Origin of the sequence: Paenibacillus uliginis N3/975 (assembly GCF_900177425.1) — a bacterium.
Taxonomy (GTDB): Bacteria; Bacillota; Bacilli; order Paenibacillales; family Paenibacillaceae; genus Paenibacillus_AQ; species Paenibacillus_AQ uliginis.
The window spans coordinates 629,181-645,029 of sequence record NZ_LT840184.1 but is presented as its reverse complement, the minus strand read 5'-3'; the positions used below and the strand labels follow the sequence as shown (position 1 = coordinate 645,029).

12 protein-coding genes are annotated in these 15,849 nt (G+C 42.2%); 1 reads left to right on the top strand and 11 read right to left on the bottom strand.

Features of this window, described 5'->3' with window-relative positions:
* Positions 1-288: 288 nt before the first annotated feature.
* Both B9N86_RS02935 and B9N86_RS02930 read right to left on the bottom strand, forming a co-directional pair.
* Positions 289-1,503 carry a Zn-dependent hydrolase gene (locus B9N86_RS02935; protein WP_208917694.1) on the bottom strand — a complete coding sequence of 405 codons (1,215 nt, stop codon included), beginning with the start codon at positions 1,501-1,503 and terminating at the stop codon, positions 289-291.
* On the bottom strand, positions 1,496-2,206 hold the full coding sequence (locus B9N86_RS02930) for an L-2-amino-thiazoline-4-carboxylic acid hydrolase (RefSeq protein ID WP_208917693.1): 711 nt from the start codon (positions 2,204-2,206) through the stop codon (positions 1,496-1,498). Before B9N86_RS02930 ends, B9N86_RS02935 begins: the two co-directional genes overlap by 8 nt.
* A gap of 224 nt (positions 2,207-2,430) precedes the next feature.
* Here B9N86_RS02930 and B9N86_RS02925 point away from each other — a divergent pair, with 224 nt between their 5' ends.
* Positions 2,431-3,903 (top strand): sodium/proline symporter, encoded by a 1,473-nt coding sequence (locus B9N86_RS02925; RefSeq protein ID WP_208917692.1) that lies wholly within the window; start codon positions 2,431-2,433, stop codon positions 3,901-3,903.
* A gap of 130 nt (positions 3,904-4,033) precedes the next feature.
* Here the strand turns inward: B9N86_RS02925 and B9N86_RS02920 are convergent, their stop codons facing one another.
* From B9N86_RS02920 to B9N86_RS02880, 9 genes are all read right to left on the bottom strand, one after another.
* Entirely contained in the window at positions 4,034-4,510 is a 477-nt protein-coding gene (locus B9N86_RS02920; RefSeq protein WP_208917691.1) for a DinB family protein, read from the bottom strand.
* 185 nt (positions 4,511-4,695) lie between these two features.
* The gene (locus B9N86_RS02915; protein ID WP_208917690.1) at positions 4,696-6,390 is read right to left on the bottom strand and encodes a M3 family oligoendopeptidase; all 1,695 of its coding nucleotides are present in this window, start codon (positions 6,388-6,390) and stop codon (positions 4,696-4,698) included.
* Between the two features lie 101 nt (positions 6,391-6,491).
* Positions 6,492-7,265, bottom strand: a complete 774-nt coding sequence (locus B9N86_RS02910; protein WP_208917689.1) for a sporulation protein — start codon at positions 7,263-7,265, stop codon at positions 6,492-6,494.
* 143 nt (positions 7,266-7,408) lie between these two features.
* A complete protein-coding gene (locus B9N86_RS02905) occupies positions 7,409-11,233 on the bottom strand; it encodes a glycosyl hydrolase family 18 protein (protein WP_208917688.1) in 3,825 nt (1,274 codons plus the stop codon).
* Between the two features lie 422 nt (positions 11,234-11,655).
* Positions 11,656-12,222 carry an NADPH-dependent FMN reductase gene (locus B9N86_RS02900; protein WP_208917687.1) on the bottom strand — a complete coding sequence of 189 codons (567 nt, stop codon included), beginning with the start codon at positions 12,220-12,222 and terminating at the stop codon, positions 11,656-11,658.
* Positions 12,223-12,235: 13 nt separating this feature from the next.
* A complete protein-coding gene (locus tag B9N86_RS02895; RefSeq protein WP_208917686.1) occupies positions 12,236-13,294 on the bottom strand; it encodes an LLM class flavin-dependent oxidoreductase in 1,059 nt (352 codons plus the stop codon).
* A 17-nt stretch (positions 13,295-13,311) separates the two neighbouring features.
* The gene (locus B9N86_RS02890; RefSeq protein WP_208917685.1) at positions 13,312-14,253 is read right to left on the bottom strand and encodes a ring-cleaving dioxygenase; all 942 of its coding nucleotides are present in this window, start codon (positions 14,251-14,253) and stop codon (positions 13,312-13,314) included.
* A gap of 50 nt (positions 14,254-14,303) precedes the next feature.
* Positions 14,304-14,747 (bottom strand): MarR family winged helix-turn-helix transcriptional regulator, encoded by a 444-nt coding sequence (locus B9N86_RS02885; protein WP_208917684.1) that lies wholly within the window; start codon positions 14,745-14,747, stop codon positions 14,304-14,306.
* Between the two features lie 149 nt (positions 14,748-14,896).
* A complete protein-coding gene (locus tag B9N86_RS02880; protein ID WP_208917683.1) occupies positions 14,897-15,790 on the bottom strand; it encodes a DUF2268 domain-containing putative Zn-dependent protease in 894 nt (297 codons plus the stop codon).
* Positions 15,791-15,849 lie beyond the last annotated feature (59 nt).

The following is a 15,849-nucleotide window of genomic DNA, read 5'->3' as shown; positions in this document are numbered from 1 at the left end:
AAAGCTTACATCATCCCTGCCTCACCTTCCTTTCTGTCACTTTCCACAGCCATTTGTAAGCACTTTCATCGAAGTATGAATAAAATATAGCATCTTTTCCGAGTTAAATACAGGACTTATACATGTATTCTATATAGATTAAAAACAGCTAATGTTTGTCAAGATTTTATGTTTTAGTGAATAACCTTAGCCCATTCCTTCGTGCAGCGTTCTGACGTTCTGACGTTCCGACCACAACAAAAATCTCCCCAAAGCTCAAAGCTCAGGGAGACCAAATTAACAATATGATTATCGATCCAGTTTTACAATCGTTTTGTATAGAACCTTTGCTGCTTTTTCAATATCTTCTTCAGCAGTAAATTCTTTAGGATTATGACTGATTCCATCTTTAGACCGGACAAAAATCATGCCAACAGGGAAGTTTTGCTTAAATTGCATGGCGTCATGTCCGGCCCCGCTTGGTAGTGATACAACGTTCTCACCTATTTCTTGAATACTTTCATTAATCGCATTTTGAATATTTTCATCACACTGAACTGGCTCTACACGCTGTAATTCGGTGACATGTAGATGCAATTGACGTTCCTTGGCGACGGTTTCAGCATACTGTTTAATGTCATTTTCCAGTAGATTGCGCTTGTCTTCGTCTATATCTCTAATATCAACAGTCCATTCAACTTCACCAGGAATTACATTTACGCCATTGGGTTTAACGATTAATTTGCCAACAGTCGCCACCGAAGAATGATATTTCTTCGCCATCTTCTCAACTTCAGCAATGACTAAACTTGCTCCCACTAAAGCATCTTGGCGTTGGTTCATTGGGGTCGCGCCTGCATGTTCAGCCAGCCCTATTAACTGAAATTTCAGCCATAAAGGTCCTGCGATTCCCGTTACATTTCCAACTGCCGCATCACTTCGCTCCAGCACTTTTCCTTGTTCGATATGAACTTCTACATAACATTTAACATTGTCTAATTTAGCGCTGGAAAGAGGTCTCCTCTCTAAACCATCGTTGGCGATGGCTTGCTCAATCGTTACTCCGTCTTCATCCATTCTCAGCAAATCGGTTGTTGATAACGTCCCTGCAATCGCTCTGCTTCCAATCATGCCAAATCCGAATCGGGTTCCTTCCTCATCTTTAAAAGCAATGACTTTCACCGGATGTCTGAGATCTATTCCTTGTTCCTTCAAAGAGTGAATGACTTCGATAGCTGTTAACACACCTAAACTGCCATCAAACCTTCCACCGTCAGGTACGGTATCTATATGAGATCCTAATAAAATCACAGGTAAATCTTCGGTGCCTGTCTGACTTCCAATAAGGTTGCCAACCACGTCGTAACGAACGGTTAACCCCGCTGCTTCCATATATTGCGCAACAAGTTCGTTCGCTCTTTTTTCATCATCCGTATAAGAAAAGCGGTTGATTCCCCCATCAGCCGTTCTTCCTATTAAGGATAATTGTTCGATATGTTCGCTTAATCGTTGTATATTAATCATTTGACTCAGATTCCTTTAATTTGAATCTAAAATGACAGTTGCCTTCTTTTAACACATACTGATCATGTTCAACTTCAAATTTATTGTTGTATCCGCGCGCAACAGCGGGGTCAATCATTTCACAATATAAAATACCATATTCGTGCATGTCGTCATCCGCCCATTGCTGACCAAAAGGACATGCCGTAAAGTTCTGCTCGATTTCCTCAGGCTTAATATCGGACGTATAGGTGAATAAATCACTTCTACCCATATCATAATTGGACAAGTAGTTATAAATTGTATTTTTCTCCCCATTCGTACGAGCCCTTTGCGCGATTCCTCGGCCACGCTCTTCACCAAATGTGCGAACCCCTTCACGAATCGTATCCTTTCCTACATCGCCAAATTCATCAACGACCGCTTTACTCAGCTGCGCAAATAACTTAGCCATTAATGCATAGATCGTCAGGTCTTTATATTTGTTCTCAGTATGATGATAACTTGGAATATATTCGAATAATGTATGGTTTTCGCCATCAACCGTTGCTGTTTTAGCAATGTCTTCCGCATCTTTATATCCGAAACGTTCTACTGCTTGTTGCATAAGGTCTTGTCCTTGTTCACCGTATTTAGAAACAACTGCTCTTTCTACATGTGTAAAAAGTTTAGCTGTGATCGCGTACATCGATAATGGCGGGATGATGATTTTAGTTTCATTCATAGTAGACACTCCCATTTATATTTTCTTATAAGCATAAGGGGACATTGCATTATATTAATAATCATCATTATATAGCCTATACTTATTTAATTCAATTTAATTCATATGAGTTTACTGAGAATTATTTTTTTATTTATTATATTAATTTATTGACAGATCATCGTATGTAGCTTAAATTTATATAAATCTTATAAGTTTACTACGAATTAAAAGAGGGGAATCGCATGAACGTTACAGGCAGCTTTGTGATTTATGCAGAAATCGTAATATATTTACTAGCTATGTTAGGAATCGGCGTTTATTTTAGTAGAAAAAAGTTAGATCAACATGATTATTTTTTAGGCGGAAATAAATTACCTGGTTGGGCATTGGCTTTTTCAGAAAGAGCAACTGGTGAATCTGCGTACATGTTTTTAGGCGCGGTTGGTTTTATTTATGTGACTGGTCTATCGGGTATTTGGATATTGTCTGGCATGTTTTTAGGGGTAGTTTTTTCCTGGCTATTTTTAGCGCGGAAATTTATGAATGAAAGAAAAAAATATAACGTCTTTACGTTGCCGGACTATTTAGCTGTTAAATTTCCAAACCACAGCAACATGATTCGGGTATTATCCGCTTTAATTATGGGGGCATTTTCCGTCTTTTATATTGCAGGCCAATTTTCAGGTACGGGTAAAACCCTTTATTCGATTTCCGGTGTGGATATCACAATTGGAACGGTAGTGATTGCATTAATTATCATTGCCTATTCGTGCATGGGAGGCTTTATGTCCGTTGTATGGACAGATACGGTACAAAGCTTTTTAATGGTGTTAACATTTATCATCGTTCCGATTGTGGCGTTTATCCAAATTCAACATCATGATTTATCGATCTCTCATGCTTTGACTGAAATGGGGAATGGCGCTAATAACTGGTTTGGAGGATTAACAGGGTTAGCGTTAGGAGCCATGTTGATGACCAACTTTTCGTGGTTCTTTGGTTGGCTTGGCGGACAACCTCAATTAAGCTCTCGTTTTATGGCGCTGACAAATGAAAAGGAACTGCGTACAGCGAAATGGGTCGCTTTTATCTGGACACTTATTGTTTATGTCGGCGCGTTTTTAGTAGGGATTTTCGGTTCCGTTCTTTATAAACAAGGCACAATAGATGATGCCGAAATGATATTGCCTTATATGGTTTCGGATTTATTGCCTCCTTGGGTAGCAGGAATTATTATATCCAGTATATTGGCTGCCATTATGTCTACAGCCTCCTCTCAACTATTGGTGGTAACTACATCAGTAAGTGAAGATATTATTCATAAATCAATGGGAATTAAGATGAAGGGCAGCACTTTAGTTAATTTATCTCGTCTCGTCGTTATTATAGCTGGGATATTAGGTCTTATCATTTCATTATGGTCTGATTCCATCATTTATGGTGTTGTAAGCTTTGCTTGGGCAGGCATAGGCAATACGTTTTCTGCTGTCATTTTATTAATTTTCTTCTGGAAAAAGACATCGGGTATTGGGGTAATCGCAACGATTATTACAGGTTTTCTCAGTGCGATACTGTGGTCGATTTCACCACTGGAAGCGATTGTTTCTGCGAAATTCAGCACTTTCTTCATCTGCCTCTTGGTTGGTATAATTGCAAGCTTAATATATCCCGATCGTAAATCAGTTGCTGTGCAAATTGAGCAAAGTGCTGTTTAATTGTTTAATTGATAAAAAGCTGGCCGATTCCACGTGCGCGACAACGACCACATCCGTGAAACTGCTTCACCAAACACAAACGCCCTCGGCGTCCTTGAGAAGGACGCCGAAGGCGTTTTTAACAATATGATTATGCCTGATTGTGCTGAATGACTTTCAACATGCTGGAGATGTTTCCAATATGCATAGCTTCATGAATCAGAGCGAAGTTGACCAACTCTCCTGCGGTTTCAAAGTGCATCTTGCCCAAGTCAATCGGTGCTTTTAGCGATTGCTCAAGAGCACTTGGAGATATACCCGCCAAGCTTTCAAGTTGACCGGAGAAATACTTGACAAGCTCTTCCTTTGTAGGAGGTGTTGTCGTCCATTCCGATGGTCTCGTTCCGGTTCCGAATAATCCACCATATGATTCCGGAATCTCAAAGTTAAACGGAACAGCTAGAGAAAGAAAGTAATTCAAGCTGGAGATAACGTGCCCCACATGCCAACGGATCGTATTATTGAACTGCGGAGGCTGGATATCAAATAGCTCCTCCGGAATAGCCTGAATCTGTTGAAGTGCCATGTTATGAACTAGTTTACCTGTGTTTAAAATATTTTGGGACATGATTAACTCCTCCATTTCGATATTGGTCTTACTTTAAGTAACCTAATTTCATTTTAACCTTTTTATCTGCAAACAACAAATTTACAGAAATGTAAGGACAATGAATAGAGCCGGGTGAAATCTAGGACATGATCCCAAAATCTCACTCGGCTCTTGATGTTATGATTCCACTTCTCTACTAACGATTAAAGCGCCTTGTCATCCACGCTGTTCAGCCAATTTTCAATATCTCCAACAACGGAAGCTATACAGCCGTCTTCAAACGGAGATTTAAGACCGGCATATTTCACCAGTTCAACAAACGACTTGCTGCCGCCGACCTGGCACAGCTTCAAATAATCAGCCCAAGCGGCTTCATAGTTCTCATGCAGGCGTACCCAGAACTGGAAAGCGCAAATTTGAGCCAGCGTATAGTCGATATAATAGAACGGTGATTTAAAAATATGACCTTGCTTATGCCAAAAGCCGCCATTTTCCAGATACATATTACCCGCAAAATTACGATGCGGCAGGTACTTACGCTCGATTTCACGCCATGCTGCTTTACGTTCAGCCGGCGTAGCATCCGGGTTAGCGTACACGAAATGTTGGAACTCGTCGACAGACACGCCGTAAGGAATAAACTCCAAACCACCGGACAAATGGCTGAACTTGTACTTGTCGGTATCCTCTTTAAAGAACAGATCCATCCAAGGCCATGTGAAGAACTCCATACTCATGGAGTGAATTTCGCACGCTTCATATGTCGGGAAATTGTATTCCGGCACATCGAATCCGCGGCTCTCATACACCTGGAATGCATGACCCGCTTCATGCGTCAGCACGTCAATATCTCCGGAGGTACCATTAAAGTTAGAGAAAATGAACGGTGCGCGGTAGTCCGGAATAAACGTACAATATCCACCGGCTTGCTTTCCTTTTTTGCTTACCAAATCCATAAGATCGTTCTCTATCATAAAGGTGAAGAATTCATTCATTTCCGGTGACAGTTCGCTGTACATTTTCTTACCGTTTTCCACGATCCATTCGGCATCACCCTTCGGCGTTGCATTTCCGGACTTAAAGCTGAAGCCCTCGTCGTAGAACAACAAATCGTCAACGCCAATACGGCTGCGCTGGCGCTCTTTCAGCTTGGAGGCCATCGGCACGAGATAATCTTGCACCTGCTGTCTGAAGTTCGCAACCATTTCTGCGTTATAATCGGTGCGGGCCATGCGCGCATAACCCAACTCCACGAAATTGTTATAACCAAGCTTTTTGGCGATTTTCGTCCGTACTTTAACCAGCTCATCATAAATCCGGTCAAAATCATCTTCATGCTCTGCCATGAATTGATAACGCGCATCAAAAGCACGCTGGCGTACTTCCCGGTCTGTGGACAATTCATAAGGAGTCAGCTGGGAAAGCGTAAGCTCCTCACCATTGAAAGGAATTTTTGCTGATGCAATCAGCTGCGAGTACTCGGTCGACAGTTTATTTTCGAGCTGAAGGTCTTCAATCACTTCCGGACTGAACGTCTTCAGTGACAATTCAGCCAGGGCGAACAACTGCTGTCCCCATTTAGCCTCCAATTCAGTGCGGAACTTGGAGCCCATTAGCGCTCTGTAATAATCGGTTATGTATTCCTGAAACACCGGTTCGGCTTCATCCATAAAGTCCTGTTCTTCTTTATAGAACGAATCGGTGGTGTCGATCGAATGACGGATGCTCGCCAGTGTGGCTTGGGTATCCATGTTATGGCGCAGCTCGTTAATCGCCGTCATCGCTTGATCCTGCTCTTCAAAAGTGGATGCTTCATTAAACGCTTTCAGTAATTCTTTAAACCGCTGTTCAATTTCTTTAATGTCAGGACGCTTATACGGATATTCCGTAAACTTCATACGATAACCCTTCCCTTCAGTTATATAGTACATCTATTATACTAAAATTCATGAGGGTTACTACCATAAATTTCAATTCAATCGACTGCTTTGTTGTTTTATTATATTTGTCTATCCAACATATTTTTAAGGATTTCGGCAATGTACGTTGGGCCCTTTTGCAGTTCACTCTTCTCCAAAATCATTCGGCATTGACGTTCATCCATATCGAACGAGCGTTCAAGCCAGCCGGACAAGCCTCTTCCTCTACGGTCTATTTCCACCAGAACGGTTAGTCGGTCAGACTCCAGATACATGATCAGCTCCAACTCTGTAATTCTACTTGCATATTCACGTCCCGGATAAAACTCGATTTCCTGAACAAAAGGAAGCCCGCGGCCTAATCGGGGATGATGCTCACAGGTTGCCTTCTTGAATTGGAAGCCGAGCTCCGATACTGCATCCAGTGCAACTGAAGTATAAGGGTGCGGCGTAACTTCGATAAAATCCCGATCCTTCGGATCGATCGCATATTCGATATCCAAACCTGTATGCACCCAAACTGGCTGCCTGGACAAGGTAAGCGGTGTTTCCAGAGGGAGTGGGAATTCAAAAGGAATTTCAAGCTTATCGCCCTGCTTTACTACCAGGCTGTCCGATAGTTTAACTTTGGCAATGATGAAAGATTCCGTGAACTTCTTATCATCATGCTCTCTGATGTATTCCGTCATCAGCTTTACGTAGATTCGATCAACGTTTTGATCTACGTTCCCGCCCCTAATATGAATAACTCCTCTTATATCTTCCCCGGGATAATACGATGATTTTTCAAGATGCGTATTTACCTCTACCGCCCCAATTCCAACACTGGCCAACATTTTATTAAAAAATGACATGCTTAAACCCCCTCACTAATTTTGAAGATATTGGGATATACGTTAACTTGGTTAGAAAGGTTTCTTGATTTATTCTCATCTCATAACAGAAAAAAGAGGAGGGTCCCAGGCCAACAGACCTTTGGGGACGCCCCCTCTTCAATTTAATTAGATAGTTGTAAGGATCGCAGCATTCTCATCACGCTCACCGCAGTCTGAGCTTTCGTTACGTTCGACTGAGGATCCAGACGGGTTTTGGAAACCCCGTTCATAATCTGCTCTTGTACGATAAAGGCCACTGACGATTTCGCATAAGAAGAAATAGCGGATTGATCAACAAAATGCCCCAGCACACCCGCTTTGGCTTCACCCGTTTTGCCTGCGTACTTCATTGCATTCGCAAGCATAACGGCGATCTCTTGACGGGTCACCAATCCGTCTGGATCAAATGTATCTTTCGTTTTCCCTTGGATTAAACCTAATTTTGATGCCGCTGCGATATCACCAGCGTACTTGGACTTTACATCCACATCTTTAAACGCAGAACTGGTTGAATCCGGTACGATCCCCAAGCCCCTTACGATCATTGACACGACCTCAGCTCGGGTAGCGCTCTTGTTCACTCCGAAAATATTTGCACTCTCTCCAGAGGCAATCAGCTTCGCGGCTGCCAGATGAACATCCTTCTGTAACCAGCCCTTTGTAGCGTCCAGGAAGTTGTAGTTAGTTTTGATTAAAGCGTACATACCGCTGCCTTTTGTTTTCATTTCGACAGTAACCGTTCCATCCGCATTCACTTTAAATACCGTTGGAACAGGACGAAGCTCGTTGCTTCCCGGGATGAAGATCACACCGGAAATGCGATTCACATCGATATCCTTCGCATTTAATGTGAATACGCGGCTAATATAGTATTTTCCGATATCGGTAAGTGATTTGGCCGTTTGCCCAGAAGCGATCTGTTCAATCTTTAACTCAAACGGTTGAACTAGATCTGTTATGCCCTTGGAACCGAGCCCTTTTTTCATCTGATCCAAGACACTCTGCTCCGGCGTTTGGAACGAAATTTTAATGTCAGCCGTTCCATGAATCGCATGAATCGGAATGCTGTATTCAGCGTCCTTCATACGGATCGAGAGTGCAGCTTCCTCTCCCTTTTTGGCAATTGCCGCAATGATCTGTTGAGGTACGGTCAATTCCACAGGCTTTCCGCCGTCACTATCAATAACAATGTTGAATGTCGTTGAAGCCGAATCAGCAATTTTTTTAATGGCTGCAGCATCCGTTGTCAACGTGACTACTGTTGTGTTGCCATTTTTGCTGACCCTAGTTCCTAATTCATTTTTGTCTTTATCTGTTGGTACAGGTGTTGTCGGTGGCGAAGTGGTTGTTTCTCCTCCTCCTCCCCCAGATGATGGTGGAGTCACCGGATCTGATGAGGTTGTCACTTTCAATACGTCACTGTTTCTGGATACTCTTTGCACGGTCTCATTAGCCTTCTCAATCGCCAATACATGAATAGAATATTCGGTGTCTGGTTTAAGAGCGTTTATCGTATACTGCGGCTCTGTTATATTGCCTACCCACTGCTTATTCACGTATACCTCATAGCCTGTGGCTCCCTCGGAAGCATTCCATTTCAACTGTAGCGATCTGGCCTGCTTGGAAGTAACCGAGATTTGAGAAGGAGCGGTTAATTGTGACGTATTCACGGTACCGTTAATCGGCAAGTCATGCACCAATTGTGTATTCAGGGTCTTGTTACGGTCACCGCTGATGTCCCAGCTCATGACTCCCGCAATATCCAACGATTTTACGAGAGAAGCGCTGTATAACATCGACTCCTTATCATTATAGGTAATAAAGACTTTGTTCTCACTGTTATACAGATAAGCTACCTTCGAAGCCTCGTTCCAATAACGGACATAGCCGTTTTTGTTCACATAATTTCTCTCGAGATCGGTGTAATCAAAAAGATTGGCTTCCCATGTCCCCGTTTCCGTGCCCCCGGCACAGGTCCGGTATTGCCCATTGGGCAGACAATCCCTATAGCCCTTCCCATAGAACGGAATCCCAAGTACTAGCTTATGCTTGGGTACTCCACCGTTTAAATGGCCTAAAGCTCCACCCTGCACATTATTTCTAGGGGCATTCCTGCCTGGATGGTTTTTATCATAAAATAACGGCGCATTGTGATGACCAAGTACATCATTTTTTCCGCTGTAATCATAGGTCATAATATTAATAAAATCGAGATAGCTTGCGGAATTCACAAAATCCGCATTCACAACAAAATTATCACCTTGTCCGGAAGCAATCGTCAGAAGATAATACTTACCATCTTCTGAGCCGGCCCCATCTAAGGCATCACGAACCGTTTTCATCAAAAGTGTAAAGTTTTCTTTATCTTCCGGTCGTCTGGAGTTGTCATCTTCTCCACCTTCAACCGGGTATTCCCAGTCAATGTCTACTCCGTCCAATCGGTACTCCCTTAGAAATTTCACAACCGAATTGGCAAAAGTGTGACGTGTCTCTTCAGTAGCTGCTATGTTTGAGAAGTTCTTGGACCAGGTCCAGCCGCCTACCGAAATCATCATCTTCAAATGCGGATTTTGATTTCTAATGTTTGCGAATGTTTCAAAATTGTTTATATCCACCTCAGGGTCGCCAATAATCATCTCACCATCGAATACATAATCTTTTTGCAATGGAATATTCTCGTTCTGGCAAGCTGCGGCGCCTGTGCCATACTTCTTCCAACATAAATCGGCAAAAGCATAATTGATATGCGTAATTTGAGATACGTCAATGTCAGTTGGTTTAAAGTTTCGTGTTTCGATTCCAGACCATGAAGTGTAGTACGTAACATTGGTATATTCGCTTCCTGGCACAACGGTCTTTTCACTGCTTGCCGGAGACTCCCACAGATTATTTTTAGCCACGACGGTAAATGAATAGTTTTGCCCTTCTGTAAGTCCATTTGCTACAAAGCGATTTGTTTCGCTTGAACCTACAAGCTTACCATCCTGAAAAATATCATAACTTGTCGCTCCAGGTACAGGGGCCCACCCCAGTGAAGCTGTTGTTCTCGTTGCTGTTATAACCTGTAAATCCTCAGGAGAGGAAAGCTCTCCCCACGTAATCTTAACTTTATTACTATTCGCTGAAACCGGATTTGGAGGGTTTTGTGCTCCAACCTCGAAGGTATATGTTCTACCTAATTCCATGCCAGATTCAGGTGCATAGGTAATCGAGGTTACCGTATTACTCCATATACCGTTAATCCATTGGCCATTCACATAAAAATCGTATCCCGTTGCCTTCGAAACTCCCCCCCAGCCAAGCGTTACAGAGTTATACGTGACATCAGTCACTGTTAAATAACTTGGTGGCGTTAGAGGCGGATCCTTGTATTCGCTTACATCCTCCAATGTTGTAAACGTCACTACGTTACTTTTTTGTTCTGGTGTAAGATTAGGTGCCTGTACTCCATTCGGTCCGACGTAAAAAGAATAAGTCGTCGAAGGTGTCAATCCACCCACGGTTTGAGCTCCATCGTTCGCCCAGAAAATGTACTTGTTATTGGTATCCCAAATCCAGTAATGCTTGATGTCCGGTGCAGGATCCCATTCCAAAGATACGGTGTTATGGGTTACTTCTACGACTCTAAGATTTTTAGGGCCGACATTTGCCGCCTTAATTGATTCCTGAGCTGTTTCTGGTTTCTGTGGAGCCGCCTCTGGATTCTGCGGAAGTGCTTCCGGATCTTGAGGAGTCCCTTCTGGATTTTGTGGTTCCACCGGGGCAACCTCCTCAGGTACAACTTCTCCCGGAGCTACCTCTTCAGGAGCAGGCGCTTCCGCAGGATTTTCAATAACATCTGTTTCAGCGTATGAGGTTGGAGCGTTAAACAATGTACCAAACGCCAATAGCATGCTCAGGAACAGAACCATCATGTTCGAATACTTCTTCCGGCCAGATCTATGCATATGTTCACCTCTAAATACTGAATTTTGTAAATAAGTTCGATTTAATATTTATAAATTAGCCCCTATCTGCGATGTTTTTTTGTAAGCGGTTACCATATTATGCAAAAATATGTTCTTTCCAACCTCCTTGTTAGTTTACTACTCACTTTCTTGCTTGTACTTGTACGAACGCTACACCTCCATTACAAAATAATGTTATGTATGTAAATTCAGTCATTTTTATAATGGAATGAAGTTCATCATATAGGAAGGGGGATTTTTCCATTTTAGAGGGATAAAAATGGATGATGCATAAATGGACACGACCTACTGCTTTGAAAATGAAAATGGGACTATCTTTTCTGCGCTTTAAATTGCAGAAAGATAGTCCCAAATCCCCAAACTTGTTATTCAACTTTCCCGAGCTTCACCGCAAGCCCTCATTAGAAATCATATGCCGCATCTTTTGCTTGTTGCATGCTGGCAACCGCGTTGACTTGTAATACGGTATCCTCTACTAGACGCTCAATACGGAACAGGATATCATCATTCACTATTTCCTTTCGATGAAAATCCTTTTCTTCTATGAATACATAACCAGGTACGATATGCGCCTTCATATAAGATAAAATTGGCTTTAATTGCTGTTCCACCATTAAATAATGTTTTGCTGTCCCGGCAGTTACAAAGATGCTCACTACCTTGTCCCGAAATGCATTGATCGGCAATAAATCAAAAATATTTTTTAGCGCTGCTGGAATAGAAGCTTGAAAGGTTGGTGTCCCGATGATAAGGGCGTCCGCGGCCATGATTGTTTCGGTCACGTATTTTGTATCCCCTTCATATTCCCAATAATTTCGGCCATCGCTAAAAACCATATGATAATCGGCCAAATCAAGCAATGTTATGTCAGCGTCCGGATACTTTTCACGGGTTACCTTCAATGTATAATTCATTGCTGTTCTTGTTTTAGAGCCTATATTTGAGCCGGCAATGCCTACAATTCTCATGTCATATTCTCCTTTATTTTTTTGCCGTATGCTTTTTAATGGCTGGCATAATCTCTGTTGCTATGAGCTCAATGTTCTTCACGATTTTCTCAAACGGTAAACCACCAAAGTCGATTTGTGCCATGAATCGTTGATGTCCATACAGTTCATATTGGTAAAGCATTTTTTCAATAATTTGCTGCGGGCTGCCGATCATTAGCGCATCGCGATGATCCGTCGCCTGGGCAAATTGCTGTTTTGGATATCCGCCACCCTTTAATGCCATCATCCCAGAATTGATGTGAGGGTAGTATTCTCGAAGTGCGTCCTGCGAGGTTTCTGCTGTATAGAACAAACTGGTTGTCGCTATTGGTAATGTTGAAGAATCAAAACCGCTTTTCTGTGCTGCTTCCCGATATGCATCAACAGCAATCTTAAAGTTAACAGCCGGACCACCCAGCGTTGTTAACATCATTGGAACACCGGCATAACCTGCTTTGATTGCACTTGCTGGTGGCCCCCCTACTGCACGCCAAATCGGCATTTGTTCATTTTGCGGCTGCGGAATAATGGTTGCATTTTTGAGTGGTGCCCGGAATTGTCCTTCCCACGTTACGGTCTCTTCAGCATTTAGCTTCAGTAATAGATCCATCTTTTCTTCAAACAATTCTTCATAATCACGTACATCATAACCGAGCAAACTGTAAGCACCGACACGAGAGCCACGACCAGCAACAATTTCAGCACGGCCTTGTGAAATCAGATCGAGTGTTGCAAAATCTTCGTATACGCGCACAGGATCCGACGTGCTTAACACGGTTGCCGAGCTTGCAATTTTAATGTTCTTTGTTGCGTGGGCAATCGCGCCTAAAATTACCGTATGTGCTTGTGTTGTAAAATGTGCCTGATGGCTCTCACCTACTGCAAATACATCCAGGCCTGCTTCTTCTGCCAGCTTGCTTGTTTCAATGATTTCATGAATACGCTGCTCAGCGCTAATTCGAGTTCCGGTCGTCGGATCTACCAGATGCTCACCGATCGAATATAAACCAAATTCCATTCCTTTATTTGTATCGATACGATATTTTTCCATTTTATAATCTCTCCTTCTTATTCTAATGGTGTTAATCCAGCTTCAATTTCAGCACGTCTTCCTTCTAAAAATGGTGGTAAATCAAGTTTTTCACCTAAATCTTCAACCTTAGAATCTGCTGTAAATCCCGGCCCATCTGTCGCAATTTCGAATAAAATACCATTGGATTCACGGAAGTATAAACTTTTGAAGTAAAAGCGATCAATAACACCCGTTGATTGGAAGCCCCGTTTTTTTACAACTTCATTCCAGTAAGCGATCTCCTCTTCGTTTTTCACACGAATCGCCAAATGATGAATGCTACCTCGGCCCGGCTTTTCGCTTGGTCCATCTTGCTGCTTCACCACAATTTCACCAAGCACTTGCCCTTCAACCGATTGGTAAATCGCTTCTTGTTCTGAACGCGAGACTTCGATATATCCGAACATATCTGTTAGTGTTTTAGCCAATTTGTCTACATTCCGTACGGTCATTTCTACCGTTCCCATCCCTAAAATGCGATGTTCTTGTTCGACTAATGATTGTTCCCATGCCGCCCAATCCTCCGGCACTTCCGCACCATTGTTGTTAATGAGAATAAGGCGAAGCCCTTCCGAGTCTTCAAATGGCAATGCTTCTCTGCCTGCATACGTGGTGATATCACCATGTTTTACATCGTATTGTTCAAAGCGCCCTTTCCAATATTCCAAGCTTTCGGATGATGGGACAAGCAGGCCAATCTGTGTAATCGCATTGGTACCACGCACAGTTCTGCCTGCGGCCGGCATTTCAAAAAAAGATAGCTCTGTGCCCGCGCTTCCGGTTAAATCCCCATAAAATAAATGGTACATGAAAGGATTATCTTGATTGACGGTCTTCTTCACTCTGCGTAAGCCCAATATCTTTTGATAAAATTCATTATTCAATTGAGCATTTTTTGTCAGCATGGATATATGATGGTGTCCTGGAATTTGGTACATGGTAGTTCCTCCTTTTTAACTTGACTAATCAAGTGATAGTGTAAAAAAATTTACTGGGGTGGTATTTGTTTTTTTTGGCTATGCTTATGCACACGTGTCATTAATGAATATAATGTTTTCTTTTCTTCTTCATTTAATATGTCGTCAAAAAATGATGATTGGAACGCTAGTTGTTCCGGCATCGCTTCTTCTAGTATTGCAGTCCCTTTTTCAGTTAAGGAAATTGTTTTTGTTTTCCACTCTTGCTTTCGCGCAATGTAACCTTCTTTTTCAAGACGGGCAAGCATGCGAGAAATTCCACCTTGTGTGACGGTTACCTTTTCAGCAAGCTCGATCTGTGTTAATGGCTGATATACATGTATTTGCGCAAGTACATCAAATTGTGCTGTTGTTAAATCAAATCGCTTTAAAAACTCATTCGACATTTGGTTACTCTGGTTGGTGAAACGAATTAAACGTAACCAGATTAACGAACCAATCGTATTATTCTCCACTTCATTTCTCCTTCTCATCGTTAACCTTGATATCACTTTACTACTCAATTGATAAAAATGCAAGGGGGGATAAGCGGATTGACAAAAACCGGGCAAATATCAGAATACCATCCTGTATTTGCTCGGCTCTATTTCGATTATAAAATTGTTTAAAGAACACCCGATCCCTTAATTATGTCTTCTGCACTCAGCAATGTAGCTTCTTGAATTGTAATATTGTTTCTTTTCGTAAAAGATTGAACTACATGATAACCGACAGCATATCCCGCTCCTGGGGATAGACCTACAGGTGGATAGCCTTCCTTCTTGGCGAATTCATCCCCGAACATATAACTGCTGACTTCCGCAAATCCTTTAACATCCAGACCTTCCCGTATGACGTTAATGGAATATTCCAGTTCTTCCTGATCAATAGAAGTCACCCATGGACCTAAATATTCTTCCCCGTACAGAGCAGTTGCGAAAGAATCTGCGAGTCCCTCAATAATGATATATTCGCCTACAGTGACATCCCCATGATCCCAATCAAAATAGGAAAAGCGCAAATTATGATGAAACTCATGTGCAATCAGTGAGGGCATTCTCGGAATATTATATTCGTTTGGATGAATGGTTATCGTGACATAACCCGGAATACCACCAAAACCGCAGTATCCATCTTCATTCTGGAGCTTTATAGGATCGGCAATATACATCCCGAATATTATATCCTCCGCCTTTACGACCAAGCCTGATGCTGATGAAAATGCAATACAGTCTGCTATCGTTTTCTTCGCGATTTCAAGTGCGTTGATTTCTTTTAAATCCCTTAAAGCCTTCTCAGCGACATCGTTATTATGAATGTCTAAGTATCCCATCATTTGAGTGGCCATCAAAACATCATATCCGTTGGGCTCCTTAGCCTTCATGGGGACATTTATTGTCCTCCACATATCTTCCAGAGGCTTCATCATTGTGTACCTAAAGAAGTCCTCTTTTTTCTCATTCGGTAAAGAAAGCATGGTTTCGTACTGGGTTATCGTATTTTCTATAATAATATTCATCGTAAAATCCCTCCTACGATCACCTTAAGCTATGACGCAGCGTAAAGGTCAACAGCTTA

Coding starts and splice junctions, on each gene's coding strand:
- B9N86_RS02935 (WP_208917694.1), bottom strand. CDS start 1,503: ATGATTAATATACAACGATTAAGCGAACATATCGAACAATTATCCTTA.
- B9N86_RS02930 (WP_208917693.1), bottom strand. CDS start 2,206: ATGAATGAAACTAAAATCATCATCCCGCCATTATCGATGTACGCGATC.
- B9N86_RS02925 (WP_208917692.1), top strand. CDS start 2,431: ATGAACGTTACAGGCAGCTTTGTGATTTATGCAGAAATCGTAATATAT.
- B9N86_RS02920 (WP_208917691.1), bottom strand. CDS start 4,510: ATGTCCCAAAATATTTTAAACACAGGTAAACTAGTTCATAACATGGCA.
- B9N86_RS02915 (WP_208917690.1), bottom strand. CDS start 6,390: ATGAAGTTTACGGAATATCCGTATAAGCGTCCTGACATTAAAGAAATT.
- B9N86_RS02910 (WP_208917689.1), bottom strand. CDS start 7,265: ATGTCATTTTTTAATAAAATGTTGGCCAGTGTTGGAATTGGGGCGGTA.
- B9N86_RS02905 (WP_208917688.1), bottom strand. CDS start 11,233: ATGCATAGATCTGGCCGGAAGAAGTATTCGAACATGATGGTTCTGTTC.
- B9N86_RS02900 (WP_208917687.1), bottom strand. CDS start 12,222: ATGAGAATTGTAGGCATTGCCGGCTCAAATATAGGCTCTAAAACAAGA.
- B9N86_RS02895 (WP_208917686.1), bottom strand. CDS start 13,294: ATGGAAAAATATCGTATCGATACAAATAAAGGAATGGAATTTGGTTTA.
- B9N86_RS02890 (WP_208917685.1), bottom strand. CDS start 14,253: ATGTACCAAATTCCAGGACACCATCATATATCCATGCTGACAAAAAAT.
- B9N86_RS02880 (WP_208917683.1), bottom strand. CDS start 15,790: ATGAATATTATTATAGAAAATACGATAACCCAGTACGAAACCATGCTT.